Annotated in this window: 10 protein-coding genes; 5 read left to right on the forward strand and 5 right to left on the reverse strand. The window is 69.7% G+C overall.

From position 1 onward, the window contains the following. Positions 1–9: 9 nt before the first annotated feature. Positions 10–1,203, reverse strand: a complete 1,194-nt coding sequence (locus ABZ915_RS36650) for an RtcB family protein (RefSeq protein WP_361812450.1) — start codon at positions 1,201–1,203, stop codon at positions 10–12. A 215-nt stretch (positions 1,204–1,418) separates the two neighbouring features. On the opposite strand from ABZ915_RS36650, the gene ABZ915_RS36655 reads away from it, so the two are divergent. From ABZ915_RS36655 to ABZ915_RS36665, 3 genes are all read left to right on the forward strand, one after another. Then, complete coding sequence (locus ABZ915_RS36655) at positions 1,419–2,324, forward strand: DUF3558 domain-containing protein (protein WP_361812452.1); 906 nt, start codon at positions 1,419–1,421, stop codon at positions 2,322–2,324. A 118-nt stretch (positions 2,325–2,442) separates the two neighbouring features. Further along, positions 2,443–3,378, forward strand: a complete 936-nt coding sequence (locus tag ABZ915_RS36660) for a DUF3558 domain-containing protein (protein WP_361812453.1) — start codon at positions 2,443–2,445, stop codon at positions 3,376–3,378. A gap of 99 nt (positions 3,379–3,477) precedes the next feature. After that, a complete protein-coding gene (locus tag ABZ915_RS36665; RefSeq protein ID WP_361812454.1) occupies positions 3,478–4,710 on the forward strand; it encodes a DUF2637 domain-containing protein in 1,233 nt (410 codons plus the stop codon). Here ABZ915_RS36665 and ABZ915_RS36670 read toward each other — a convergent pair. Then, the gene (locus ABZ915_RS36670; RefSeq protein ID WP_361812455.1) at positions 4,707–4,943 is read right to left on the reverse strand and encodes a hypothetical protein; all 237 of its coding nucleotides are present in this window, start codon (positions 4,941–4,943) and stop codon (positions 4,707–4,709) included. The two genes, ABZ915_RS36665 and ABZ915_RS36670, sit on opposite strands and share 4 nt — an antisense overlap. On the opposite strand from ABZ915_RS36670, the gene ABZ915_RS36675 reads away from it, so the two are divergent. After that, entirely contained in the window at positions 4,942–5,388 is a 447-nt protein-coding gene (locus ABZ915_RS36675; protein ID WP_361812457.1) for a hypothetical protein, read from the forward strand. The two genes, ABZ915_RS36670 and ABZ915_RS36675, sit on opposite strands and share 2 nt — an antisense overlap. A gap of 122 nt (positions 5,389–5,510) precedes the next feature. On the opposite strand, the gene lysS is transcribed toward ABZ915_RS36675, so the two are convergent. Further along, positions 5,511–7,259, reverse strand: a complete 1,749-nt coding sequence (gene lysS, locus ABZ915_RS36680; protein WP_361812458.1) for a lysine--tRNA ligase — start codon at positions 7,257–7,259, stop codon at positions 5,511–5,513. 128 nt (positions 7,260–7,387) lie between these two features. Here lysS and argS point away from each other — a divergent pair, with 128 nt between their 5' ends. Further along, the gene (argS, locus tag ABZ915_RS36685) at positions 7,388–9,157 is read left to right on the forward strand and encodes an arginine--tRNA ligase (RefSeq protein ID WP_361812459.1); all 1,770 of its coding nucleotides are present in this window, start codon (positions 7,388–7,390) and stop codon (positions 9,155–9,157) included. 16 nt (positions 9,158–9,173) lie between these two features. Here the strand turns inward: argS and ABZ915_RS36690 are convergent, their stop codons facing one another. Together ABZ915_RS36690 and ABZ915_RS36695 are read right to left on the reverse strand one after the other, a co-directional pair. Beyond that, positions 9,174–10,823, reverse strand: coding sequence for a protein kinase (locus ABZ915_RS36690; RefSeq protein WP_361812460.1), 1,650 nt, complete (start codon positions 10,821–10,823; stop codon positions 9,174–9,176). A gap of 31 nt (positions 10,824–10,854) precedes the next feature. Continuing rightward, positions 10,855–12,762 (reverse strand): hypothetical protein, encoded by a 1,908-nt coding sequence (locus ABZ915_RS36695; protein ID WP_361812461.1) that lies wholly within the window; start codon positions 12,760–12,762, stop codon positions 10,855–10,857. Between the last annotated feature and the right edge of the window lie 6 nt (positions 12,763–12,768).

Here is a 12,768-nt window from a genome sequence, read left to right on the forward strand (position 1 = left end):
GCGGTCGGTTCAGCCCTTCACGCACACGACCTGCTTCAGCTTCGCCACGACCTCGACCAGGTCCCGCTGCTGGTCGATGACCTGCTCGATCGGCTTGTAGGCGCCGGGGATCTCGTCGACGACGCCGGAGTCCTTGCGGCACTCCACGCCCTGCGTCTGCTCTTCGAGGTCCCTGGTCGAGAAGCGGCGCTTGGCCGCGTTGCGGCTCATGCGCCGACCGGCGCCGTGCGAGGCGGAGTTGAAGGACTTCTCGTTGCCGAGACCCTTCACGATGTACGAACCCGTGCCCATGGAGCCGGGGATGATCCCGTACTCGCCGGAGCCCGCGCGGATCGCGCCCTTGCGGGTGACGAGGAGGTCCATGCCCTCGTAGCGCTCGCGACTGACGTAGTTGTGATGGCAGCTCACCTCGGGTTCGAAGGTGACCTTTGCCTTCTTGAACTCCTTGCGGACGACGTCCTTGAGCAGGGCCATCATGATCGACCGGTTGTGCTTGGCGTACTCCTGGGCCCAGTAGAGATCGTGTTCGTACGCCGACATCTGCGGAGTGTCCGCCACGAAGACCGCGAGGTCGCGGTCGACCAGTCCCTGGTTGTGCGAGAGCTTCTGGGCGACGCCGATGTGGTGCTCGGCGAGTTCCTTGCCGATGTTCCTCGATCCGGAGTGAAGCATGAGCCACACCGAACCGGACACATCTATGCACACTTCCACAAAATGGTTTCCCCCGCCGAGGGTTCCCATCTGCGCAGCCGCCCGCTCCCGCCGGAACTTCACAGCATCGGCAACCCCGTCGAACCGCCCCCAGAAGTCCTCCCACCCCGCGGTGGCCAGCCCATGGAACCGCCCCGGCTCGACGGGACTGTCATGCATCCCCCGCCCCACCGGAATGGCCTGCTCGATCTTCGACCGCAGCCGGGACAGGTCCCCCGGCAGGTCGTTCGCCGTCAGTGACGTCTTCACCGCCGACATCCCGCAGCCGATGTCGACGCCGACGGCCGCGGGGCACACCGCGCCCCGCATGGCGATGACCGAGCCGACCGTCGCGCCCTTGCCGTAGTGGACGTCCGGCATGACGGCCAGGCCCTTGATCCACGGGAGGGTGGCGACGTTGCGGAGCTGCTGGAGGGCCACGTCCTCGACCGTCGCGGGGTCGGTCCACATACGGATCGGCACCTTCGCGCCGGGCATTTCCACGTACGACATGTCTTCCTCATTCCCCCGGGGATGCAACAAAAGTCTTAAGAAGTGCAAAACGCAAAAGCAGCGCCAAGGTCGGCGAAAAGGGACGACGGACCGGCGTTCACAGCAGTGCGTGCGATACACATTGTCTCCAGGGGGCTCCCCGCCGCGGCAAGCGAATTACCAGCGGGGACACTGGATGACCGACCTCCCAGGACACCGTCGAGAGGAGCCTGACCGTGCAGCGGAAGGCGTATGTAACCGGCACCGCCGCCCTCCTCGCGGCGCTGCTGGCCGGCTGCACGAGCGGCTCCGGCGACAAGGGCTCGACGGACGACGCGAACCCGGGCGACGCCGGCACGGCGACGGCGGTGGCGCAGCCCGGCAAGTACCGCACGCTCCCCGAGCCCTGCGGCGCGATCGACCGCAGCACGCTCGACTCGCTCCTGCCAGGTGTCAAGCAGATCGCCGACCAGGACCAGCGGGACAAGGCGTACCAGGGCGAGGCGACGCTCACGTATGACACGGATCGCAAGGTCGGTTGCCGCTGGAAGGTCGATTCCACGGACGCGACCGATCATCTCCTGGTCGATTTCGAGCGGGTGGTGTCGTACGACAACTCGGTGAGCGACGACACCCAGGCGGAGAGTCTCTTCGGGGAGCAGCAGACCGCGGCCGACCTTCCGGAGCCGCAGGTCTCGGCGTCGGGGTCCGCGTCGGAGCCGGCCTCCGGGTCCCCTTCCGCCTCGTCGTCCGCGTCGGCCGCCGGCGGGGAGTCGAAGACCACGGTGGCGCCTTCGGCGAGCGCTTCCTCCAGCACCAAACCGTCCGATTCGTCCGGTAATTCGTCCGGTAACCCCTCCGACAGTTCCTCCGGCAGTCCCTCGGGTGACGCCTCGGCCGACCTCCAGCCCCGCGTTCTCGACGATCTCGGCGACGAGGCGTTCCTCGACGACCAGCTGACGAGCTCCGGCTCGACGGCGGAACAGCGAACGGTGACTGTGGTGTTCCGCACGTCCAACGTGATCGTGACCATCGAGTACGCGGAGCAGCCGACCGCGATCGGCGTCGCCCCGGACAGCAAGGAAATGCAGGACAGGGCCCGTAATCTGGCGGCCGAGCTGGATGACGTGCTCAACGGTTAGGGGTGCCGTGCGGACCCCGGGGGGCCGTACGCAAAGCCCGCGAAGGGAAGCCGCACAGCTCGCTCAACGCGTACCGTGACCCATCGGACCCGATCCGACCGCAGGAAACACGAGCGTCATGAGTGAAGGAACCATGCAGCGAGCAGCCCAGCGAGACGACCAGCGTGCCCAGCGAGTCCAGCTCCTCCCCCGCCTTCTTGTCTGTGCGGCGGCGGTCCCCGTGATGCTGGTGGCGGCCGGCTGTTCGTCGGACTCCGGGTCCGGCGATGGCGCGAAGGGGTCGCAGCAGACCGCCCCGGCCGGTGAGGACGCGGGCAGCGCCTCGGCGAGTTCCTCGCCGACGGTGCAGGCGGCCGCGTACGCGAAGTTGCCGGAGCCGTGTGCGGTGCTGTCGAAGTCGACTCTGGGTGAAATGGTGCCGAAGAGTTCGAAGTCGGGCAAGGAGGGCACGTCGAGTGACACCTCGTCCCGGTCCAGCTGCTCCTGGAGCAGCCTCGACAACAACGGGGTGAAGGGCTCGCAGTTCCGCTGGCTCAACGTCTCGCTGCTCCGCTTCGACTCGGACGCCAACCGCGGCACGGGTGAGAAGCAGGCGCAGGTGTACTTCGCGGACCAGGTCAAGGCCGCGCAGTCGGTGTCGGGTGCGAAGAACGCCAAGACGGAGCCGGTCGCCGGGACGGGTGACGAGGCGTCGGTGGTGCACTACGACCTGAAGAAGAAGGAAGGCGGCTTCAAGCAGCAGACGGTGGTCGCGCGGGTGGAGAACGTCGTCGTCACCCTCGACTACAACGGTGCGGGTCTGGCGGGCGAGAAGACCCCGGACGCGAGCGCCCTGACGAAGGCGGCGGAGAAGGCGGCCAAGGAGGCGGTGGCCGCGGTGCCGAAGGCCAACGGCCAGGGTGCGGGCGGCAGTTCGGGCTCGGGCTCCGGCGGGGCGAACTCCTCGCCGTCGAAGTCGGCGTCCAAGTCGGCGTCCCCGTCGTCGTCGGCCTCGGCTTCCAAGAAGGCGTCCGCGAGTGCCTCTCCGTCGAAGTCGTCGGCCTCGAAGGGCTGACCGGCACCACGTTTGCCGTACAGGTGTGCCACCCTATGCGCGCAACAACACGCACTGGGAGGGGAGTAACGAGTGGCCGCGCCACTTCAGCTGACTCGGATGCACCGCGTTCTCATCGGCGTGGTCGTGGCCGGCGCGCTGATCATCGCCGGCATCGGCTTCGCCGGTTCGTACGCGGCCGTCCGTGAGTTGGCCATCAAGAAGGGCTTCGGGAATTTCTCCTACGTCTTCCCGATCGGCATCGACGCGGGTATCTGTGTCCTGCTGGCCCTGGATCTGCTGCTGACGTGGATCCGTATCCCCTTCCCGTTGCTGCGTCAGACGGCGTGGCTGCTGACGGTGGCGACGATCGCCTTCAACGGTGCCGCGGCCTGGCCGGACCCGCTGGGTGTGGGCATGCACGCGGTGATCCCGGTGCTGTTCGTGGTCGCGGTCGAGGCGGCCCGGCACGCGATCGGCCGGATCGCCGACATCACGGCGGACAAGCACATGGAGGGCGTGCGTCTGACGCGCTGGCTGCTCTCCCCGGTGCCGACCTTCCTGCTGTGGCGTCGTATGAAGCTGTGGGAGCTGCGCTCCTACGACCAGGTGATCAAGCTGGAGCAGGAACGTCTCGTCTACCAGGCGCGGCTGCGTTCCCGGTTCGGCCGGGCGTGGCGGCGGAAGGCTCCGGTGGAGTCGCTGATGCCGCTGCGGCTGGCGCGGTACGGGGTGCCGCTGGCGGAGACGGCTCCGGAGGGTCTGGCCGCGGCGGGCATCGAGCCGCCGGTGCTGCCCGCGGCGCGTGCGGTGGAGGTTTCCGCGTCTCCGCGGGCCGTCGAGGCCGCGCCCACGCCCGTACCTCGACAGGCGGCGCCTGCCGAGGAGCACTACCGGCCCGAGCCGGCGGAGGAGCAGAGTCCCTGGTTCAACGTCCCTCAGCAGGTCGAGTACCACGGCGGCTACGACCCCGCGTACGACCCGGCGGAGCAGTACGCCCAGTGGTACGCGGAGCAGCAGGAGGCCGAGCAGTACCAGCAGCAGCAGCAGCAGTTCCAGCAGCTCCAGTACGACGAGCCCTCTCCGGAGGAGACCGGCAGCTTTCCCATCCCGGTGAGCCCCGGCCGTACCCGTGAGCTCGGCGAGGGCGGCGGCACGCCGGAGCCGGACGAGGACGCGTACTACCAGGTCTTCAAGCAGTCGATCAACGGCAGCTACCCGACGCCGCGTGAGTTCGGCGAGAACGTCGAGGCCGAGTTCAGCATCGGCCTCGCGCCGGACGACGCCAAGCGCATGGTCAACCGCTTCACCAACCGCTACAACGCGGAGCTGGAAGAGGACCACATCGCCTAGTCCGCGGCCCGGGGCCCGCCGCCCGACCTCGTGCCGGGTGTCACCGAGAGGATGTCACCGACCTGGATCCGGGCGTAGAACCACTGCGCGTCCTTGGTGCCGAGGCCGATCCAGCCGCCCGTGACGTCGTGGGCGGTGGAGGCGGGGACGGTCCTGGAGCCGTTCAGCAGGGCGAAGGCGGACGAGCCGCTGCGCACACTGCTGAAGAAGGCGGCACCGACCCCGCTGAACATGGCGTCGGCGTACGCGACGGTCGCCGCGGACGGCAGGTACGCCGCCCCGTACACCGTCGCACGCATCACCCGGGACGGCCGCACCGTCTACCGGGCGCGTCCCGACGTGCGGCGCGCGCTGGGCGAGAGGGAGGCGACCCTGGCGGGCGCTCGTATGGGGGCCGGGCGGACGTCTGCCGCCGACGGCTCGGCCGAGTCGGAGGTGTTCACCACCGGCGGGGCGGGGGGCGGGACCACCCGGCGGACCGTGTGGAGCACCGGGTACGACGGCCGACTCGCCCTGACGGTGGCCCTGTTCGCCGACCGGCCGGGGGGCAGGAAGGGCACCACGGTGCCCGCGCAGCTGCCGAACGTGCCGTCACCGACCGAGTTCGCCCAGAGCGCGGCGGCGGGGATCTGGGAGGCGGCGACGAAGAGCGTGCCGGAGAGTGCCGGGAAGAGGTGACGGGCGGCGATGTCCGCGAAAGGCGCCCGGTGCTGGAAAGCACCGGGCGCCTTTCGCCTCACGGCCTGACGGACTCACGGCCTGACGGACTCACGGCCTGACGGACTTACAGCCTTACGGCCTTACTCCCCGAGCAGGGCCCGCACCCTCTCCTGGCCCACCGCCAGCAGCAGCGTGGGCAGCCGCGGGCCGGTGTCGCGGCCGACGAGCAGGTGGTAGAGCAGGGCGAAGAACGACCGCTGGGCGGTCTTGATCTCCGGCGGCAGCTCCTTGGGCGTGGCGTCGGCGGAGAACCCGGCCTGGACCTTGGGCACGCCGTAGACGAGGTGGGTCAGTCCGTCGAGGGACCAGTGGTCGGCGAGCCCGTCGAGGAGCAGCCGGATCGACTGCTGGGAGGACTCGTCGAGGGACTTCAGCAGCTCGGCGTCGGGTTCGTCGCGGACGATGGTGCGCTGGTCGGCCGGGACGTGGGTGTTGATCCAGGCCTCGGCCTTGTCGTACCGGGGCCGGGCCTCGTCCAGGGAGCCGAGCGGGTCGGCCGGGTCGAGCTCGGACAGGATGCGCAGGGCCTGGTCCTGGTGGCCGGCGGTGATGTCGGCGACGGAGGCGAGGGTGCGGTAGGGCAGCGGGCGCGGGGTCTTGGGCAGCTCGCCGGCGGCGATGCCCGTGGCCCGGGTGTACGCGGCGACGTCGCCCGGCAGGGCGGAGCCGTCGGCCACCTTGCCCGCGAGCTTGTCCCACTCGTCGTACAGCCGCTGGATCTCCTGGTCGAAGGCGATCTTGAAGGACTGGTTGGGCCGGCGCCGGGCGTACAGCCAGCGCAGCAGCTGCGGCTCCATGATCTGGAGCGCGTCGGCCGGCGTGGGCACGCCACCGCGCGACGACGACATCTTCGCCATGCCGCTGATGCCGACGAAGGCGTACATCGGGCCGATGGGCTGCTTCCCGCCGAAGATCCCGACGATCTGCCCGCCGACCTGGAAGGAGGACCCCGGCGAGGAGTGGTCGACACCGCTCGGCTCGAAGATCACACCCTCGTACGCCCACCGCATCGGCCAGTCGACCTTCCAGACCAGCTTGCCGCGGTTGAACTCGCTGAGCCGGACGGTCTCGGCGAAGCCGCACTCGTCGCAGGTGTACGACAGCTCGGTGGTGTCGTCGTCGTACGAGGTGACCGTGGTGAGGTCCTTGCCGCAGCCGCCGCAGTACGGCTTGTACGGGAAGTACCCGGCGGAGCTGCTGCCGTCGTCCTCGGCCGCGGCGCCGGAACCCTCCTCGGCCTCCAGTTCGGCCTCGTCCACGGGCTTCTGCTGCTGCTTCTTGGCGGCGGGCTTGGCCTTGGTGCGGTACTGGGCGAGGATCGCGTCGATGTCGCCGCGGTGCTTCATGGCGTGCAGGACCTGCTCGCGGTACACGCCGGAGGTGTACTGCTCGGTCTGGCTGATCCCGTCGAACTCGACGCCCAGCTCGGCCAGCGACTCGGTCATCGCGGCCTTGAAGTGCTCGGCCCAGTTCGGGTACGCGGAGCCCTCGGGGGCGGGCACGGAGGTCAGCGGCTTGCCGATGTGCTGCTTGTAGCCGTCCTCGTCGACCCCGGGGATGCCCTTGGGCACCTTCCGGTAGCGGTCGTAGTCGTCCCAGGAGATCAGGTGCCGGACCTGGTGCCCGCGGCGGCGGATCTCGTCGGCGACCAGGTGCGGGGTCATGACCTCGCGGAGGTTGCCGAGGTGGATCGGGCCCGAGGGGGAGAGCCCGGACGCGACGACGACCACCGGTTTGCCCGGGGCCCGACGCTCCGATTCCTCGATGACCTCATCCGCGAAACGGGAGACCCAGTCGGTGGTCTCGGTGCTCTGAGCCACGATCGGCACGTCCTTCTTTCTGAACGGGGTGACACCCCATTCTCACAGACCCGCTCGCGCCCGGGAAAACGGCTTTACCCACCGTGGGATACTGGCTGGGTCTATCCATCCCCACGAGGAGAACGGCACCCATACCTATGGCCTCGGTCACGTCCCTCAGCGACTCCGTCCAGCAGCAGCTCGCGTCCGCCCTCTCGGCCACCCTGCCGGAGGCCGCCGGCGCGGACCCGCTGCTGCGACGAAGCGACCGGGCCGACTTCCAGGCCAACGGGATCCTGGCGCTCGCCAAGAAGGCCAAGGCGAACCCGCGGGAGCTGGCGACGCAGGTCGTCTCCCAGCTCGTCACCGGTGACGTGATCGAGGACATCGAGGTCTCCGGGCCCGGCTTCCTGAACATCAGGATCGCCGACAAGGCGATCACGCGGAACCTGGCCGCGCGGTACGCGGACGACTCCGGCCGCCTCGGCGTGCCGCACGCCGCGAACCCCGGCACCACGGTGATCGACTACGCCCAGCCGAACGTGGCGAAGGAGATGCACGTCGGCCATCTGCGGTCGGCGGTGATCGGCGACGCGGCGGGCCGGCTCCTGGAGTTCACCGGCGAGAACGTGGTCCGCCGCCACCACATCGGTGACTGGGGCACCCAGTTCGGCATGCTCATCCAGTACCTGGACGAGCACCCGCACGAGCTGGACCACGGGCAGGCCCAGGTCAGCGGCGAGGAGGCGATGTCGAACCTCGACCGCCTCTACAAGGCGGCGCGCAAGCTGTTCGACTCGGACGAGGAGTTCAAGACGCGGGCCCGCCGCCGGGTCGTGGACCTCCAGGCCGGTGAGCCGCACACCCTCGCCATGTGGCAGAAGTTCGTGGACGAGTCGAAGATCTACTTCTTCTCCGTCTTCGACAAGCTGGACATGGAGATCCAGGACCCCGACATCGTCGGCGAGTCGGGTTACAACGACATGCTCGCCGAGACCTGCCGCCTCCTGGAGGAGTCCGGCGCGGCCGTCCGCTCCGAGGGCGCCCTCTGCGTCTTCTTCGACGACGTCAAGGGCCCGGACGGCAACCCGGTCCCGCTGATCGTGCAGAAGTCCGACGGCGGCTACGGCTACGCGGCCACCGACCTCTCCGCGATCCGCGACCGTGTCTTCAACCTGAAGGCGAACACCCTGCTGTACGTGGTGGACGCACGGCAGTCCCTGCACTTCAAGATGGTCTTCGAGACCGCGCGCCGGGCGGGCTGGCTGGGCGAGGACGTCACGGCGCACCACCTGGCCTTCGGCACGGTCCTCGGCAAGGACGGCAAGCCGTTCAAGACGCGTGCGGGCGAGACGGTCAAGCTCCAGGACCTCCTCGACGAGGCCGTCGACCGGGCCACCGCGGTCGTCCGGGAGAAGGCCGAGAAGGTGGGCCTGACCGAGCAGGAGATCACCGAGAACGGCCGGTACGTGGGCATCGGCGCCGTGAAGTACGCGGACCTGTCCACTTCGGCGGTACGGGACTACAAGTTCGACCTGGACCAGATGGTCTCGCTGAACGGCGACACCTCCGTCTACCTCCAGTACGCGTACGCCCGTATCCAGTCGATCCTCCGCAAGGCGGGCGAGGCGAGCCCGGCGGCCCACCCGGAGCTGGCACTGGCCCCGGCCGAGCGGGCCCTCGGCCTGCACCTGGACCAGTTCGCCGAGACGGTGCTGGAGGTCGCGGCGACGTACGAGCCGCACAAGCTGGCCGCGTACCTCTACCAGTTGGCCACGCTGCTCACGTCGTTCTACGACCAGTGCCCGGTCCTGAAGGCCGAGACGCCGGAGCAGATGGAGAACCGCCTGTTCCTGGTCGACGTGACGGCCCGCACGCTGCACCAGGGCATGGCGCTGCTGGGCATCCGGACGCCGGACAAGTTGTGACGGGTACGGCCGGCCCTCATCCCGGGGGCCGGCCGGAACTCGCGCGCGGGTCGTACCCCGGCCGGTCGTACCCCGGCGGCGGGTCGTCGCGGTTGCGCAGCGAGTCGCCCTCGGCCAGGACGTGGCCCAGTACCGCGACGGAGTGTTCGAGGGCGGCCTGATCCGTTGCCAGGCTGTGCAGGTAGTCGTGCACCTGCTCCGGGCTGTATCCCCGGGCCGTCCTGGGAAACGACGGCTTGACCGGCCCCACCCGCGTCTTTTCCGGGAAGATGACGTTCGGGCTCCTGGCCCAGGCCTCGTCCTCCACGGCTTGCAGCGCCTTCCTGCTCCAGGTGCGCGCGCGTGCGTCGGTTTGGTCCGCCAAGCCGGAGACAGTCGTGCTGATGAGTCTCTCCATCCCCCGGATCAGGCTGCGGATCCGGTACTGCTCGGCGAGCAGCCCGCGGACGTGCTGCTGCACGACCTGCGGGTGATAGCCGTCCTCGACCATGGTGAACTGGCTGCGCGTCGCATGGGTTGCGTCCGGTAGCCGCCGGTCTGCGTTCGCGGACCGTTTCCGTGTCTGTGCCAGCAGCTCTCGCGCTGCGCCTTCCGCCTGCGCACGGATCCGCCTGGCCTCCTCGACGGCCTGCTCCCGGGTCCGCTCGGCCTCCTCGGCGGCTTGCCTGCGCAGGCGCTCGGCCTCCTCGGCCTTCGCGGCGCAGTCCGCCTGCGTTTGCCGCCATACCTGCCACGCCTTGGCCACGATCCGTTCGGCGATGCTCCCGGTCTGCGCCAGCTGGGCCACGTCGAACACGTCACTGCCCGCCACGGTGACGGCTTGGTTGACGAGGATGGTGGCCAGGCTGTCGGAGATCGCGGCGGCGTCGGCCGGGCGATCGTCGGGGTGCTTGGCGAGGAGCCGCAGGATGAGGTCGTTCAGTGCGGTGGGGAGTTCGGAGACCAGGGTGTTCGGGGCCGCCGGTGTCGCCTCCGCCTGCATGCGCAGGACGCCGAGGTGGCTGGCGCTGACGAACGGCGGGCGGCCGGTCACCGCGTGGTAGAGGACGCAGCCCAGCGAGTACAGGTCACTGCGGTGGTCGATCTGCCCCGCGTCCTCGGCTTGTTCCGGGGACATGTACGGCGGCGAGCCGAGCAGCGCCCCCTTCGCGGTGTGCTCGTGGATGCTGAGCGTGTCGCCCACGAACTTGGCGACGCCGAAGTCGAGGATCTTCGCCGTGCCCTCGGGCGTCAGCAGGACGTTCGCCGGTGTGATGTCCCGGTGCACCACCCCATGGCAGTGCGCCTCGTCCAGCGCCTGCGCGATCTGCGCCGCCCAGCCCGCCGCCAGCGGCCACGGCGGCCGGCCCTCCTCCAGGCGTCGGCGCAGCGAGACGCCCTGGACGAGCTCCATCACGAGGTAGAAGACCTGCCGCCCACCGACCGACACGTCCCCCCAGTCGTAGGCGGTCACCACGTTCCGGTGGGACAGCCGTGCGGCGAGCTGCACCTCGCGGCGGAACCTGTCCTGTGTCTCCGTCCCCTGCGCCCCGAACGCGGCGTGGACCAGCTTGACCGCGACGTCGCGCCGCATCCGCTCGTCCTGCGCGGACCACACCTCGCCCATGCCCCCGACGCCGAGTCGCGGCCCGATCCGGTACCGCCCGGCCAGCAGTTCGCCCTGCACCGGTCATGTCCCCCCGTTCAGTTCCCACCGTTCAGTTCCCGGCCGAGCTGCCCGAACTGCCGTACGAGCCGCCTGCCAGCCGGCGCAGCCGTCTCGCCTCCTCCTCCAGACGGTGCGCCACCTCCATGCCGTCCGTGAGGCCGCTGGCGGTGAGCTGGGCGGCCAGGGAGGTGAAGTAGTGCGCGGTCGACAGGAGCTGGTCGTTCATGCCGAGCGGGATGCCGTCCGGCGGAAGCGCGTTGAGGTCGTCGAGGACGCGGTTGATCTCCCGGCCGATCTCGTCCCGGGCGTCCTGCGCGAGCGGCACGGCCCGTCCCACCTGGGCGAGGACCGAGTGGCAGGAGCGGACGAGTTCCCGCAGCAGCCGGTCGTCCCGCCGCACCGGACTGATGCCCACCGACGGACCGTTGAACACGTTGCCCTGCACCAGCCGGTCCCGCACCACCACGGGCTCGTACCGGCGCAGGTCGATCGCGCGGGTGGCGCCGAGGGCCTGCCGGAAGCAGGGATGGATGTGGAACTCCGTCTCGTGCGGCTGCACCGGGAGGTGGTCCTGCCAGGCGAACACCACGTCGTGGCCACGTCGTACGCCGAGGAAGCCGACGCCGTACAGGACGTCGACGACTCCGGAGAGAGTCAGCGCGTCGGTGTACGCGGGGAAAAGCTCGTGCAGGGTCTCCTCGGCAGCCTCGAAACGGCTGTGCAGCGCCGCGCGGGACACCACGTACCCGGCGTTCTGGAACAGCGGGAAGAGGTTCTTCAGGAACGGGTGGGCGACGAGGTACTCCGAGGACAGGTCCTTCAGCTTCCACTCGGAGAACTGCCGCTCGGCGTGGAGCACGTCCGCCTCGGTGATCCGGTCCCGGGCGTTCGTCAACCAGGCCGCCTCCTGGCAGGCGTTGAGGAACTGGATGGCGTCCCGCGGCCGGGGCAGACAGCGGCGGAAGACATAGCCCGGCGTCTCCTCTCCGACCACCTCCGGCGGGAAGATCTCCCGCCAGAGCTGCCCGGCGGTCAGCTCCACCCCGGCGGAGGCCCGCGCGCGGGCCAGGGCCAGGTCCCGCAGCGCCGCCTGGGACCAGGTGATCCTCAGTTCGTCGCCGTGGAACTTGTCGCCCTCGCCGAACGACAGCGAGTCGTAGATGTCGGCCCGCAGGAAGAGCAGCAGCCGCACGGAAGGGCCGTAGCGGCTCGTCGCGTACTTGGCCGCGAGCAGCAGTCCGATCACCAGCGAATTACTGTCGGGCTCCGCCGACCAGATCTGCTCCAATTGGTCGACCATGAGCAGCAGCGGTTCGTGCGCACCGTCGCAGCCGAGATCGGCCAGCGCCTGCACCACACCCTGCTCGACGATGCCCAACTGCCGCTGCGCTCGCGCCCCTTCCGACGGCGACTGCGCGAGGTCCATACCCGCTTTGACCCCGAACGCCTCCAGGGACAGCGAGGTCTGCAGGCCCTTGGCACTGGCCGCCAGCCGTTCCCCCAGCCCGTCCCCCGCCAGTTCCCCGTTCTGCTTCAGGAACTTGGCCAGTGCCTTGACCGAGGCGGGTCTGCGGCCGCCGTGCGCACTGCTCCTGGCGTGCGCCACCAGGTGACGGGCCGCGTGCACGGCGAACACGTACCGCCAGATCAGCGCCTTCGCCGAGTCCCCTTGCAGTCCCTGTAACTCGAACCGGCGGATCTCCTCGCCGGCTGCCTCGTCCGGCGTGACCAGCACCCTTCCGGCGCGCTCGCCGCCGTCCGCCCGCAACTGCATGCAGATGGCGCTCTTCCCGGACCCCTTGCGGCCGATGATGAGCATCTTCTTCCCGGCCACCGCGGCCCGGTACGCCGCCGTGGGCTGGAATCCGCCGCGCAGCAGCAAACCGTCGTCGGTCACATCCCGCTCGGCGTCCTCGCGCCCGAAGTGCAGGTGCGCGAGAAGCAGGCCGTCGGCCATCCCGTC

Origin of the sequence: Streptomyces sp. NPDC046915 (assembly GCF_040644935.1) — a bacterium.
Taxonomy (GTDB): Bacteria; Actinomycetota; Actinomycetes; order Streptomycetales; family Streptomycetaceae; genus Streptomyces.

What these genes read in the sequence shown, in the direction of transcription:
- ABZ915_RS36650 (WP_361812450.1), bottom strand. Translation starts at nt 1,203, where the DNA reads ATGTCGTACGTGGAAATGCCCGGCGCGAAGGTGCCGATCCGTATGTGG.
- ABZ915_RS36660 (WP_361812453.1), top strand. Translation starts at nt 2,443, where the DNA reads ATGAGTGAAGGAACCATGCAGCGAGCAGCCCAGCGAGACGACCAGCGT.
- ABZ915_RS36665 (WP_361812454.1), top strand. Translation starts at nt 3,478, where the DNA reads ATGCACCGCGTTCTCATCGGCGTGGTCGTGGCCGGCGCGCTGATCATC.
- ABZ915_RS36675 (WP_361812457.1), top strand. Translation starts at nt 4,942, where the DNA reads ATGGCGTCGGCGTACGCGACGGTCGCCGCGGACGGCAGGTACGCCGCC.
- ABZ915_RS36670 (WP_361812455.1), bottom strand. Translation starts at nt 4,943, where the DNA reads ATGTTCAGCGGGGTCGGTGCCGCCTTCTTCAGCAGTGTGCGCAGCGGC.
- argS (WP_361812459.1), top strand. Translation starts at nt 7,388, where the DNA reads ATGGCCTCGGTCACGTCCCTCAGCGACTCCGTCCAGCAGCAGCTCGCG.
- ABZ915_RS36695 (WP_361812461.1), bottom strand. Translation starts at nt 12,762, where the DNA reads ATGGCCGACGGCCTGCTTCTCGCGCACCTGCACTTCGGGCGCGAGGAC.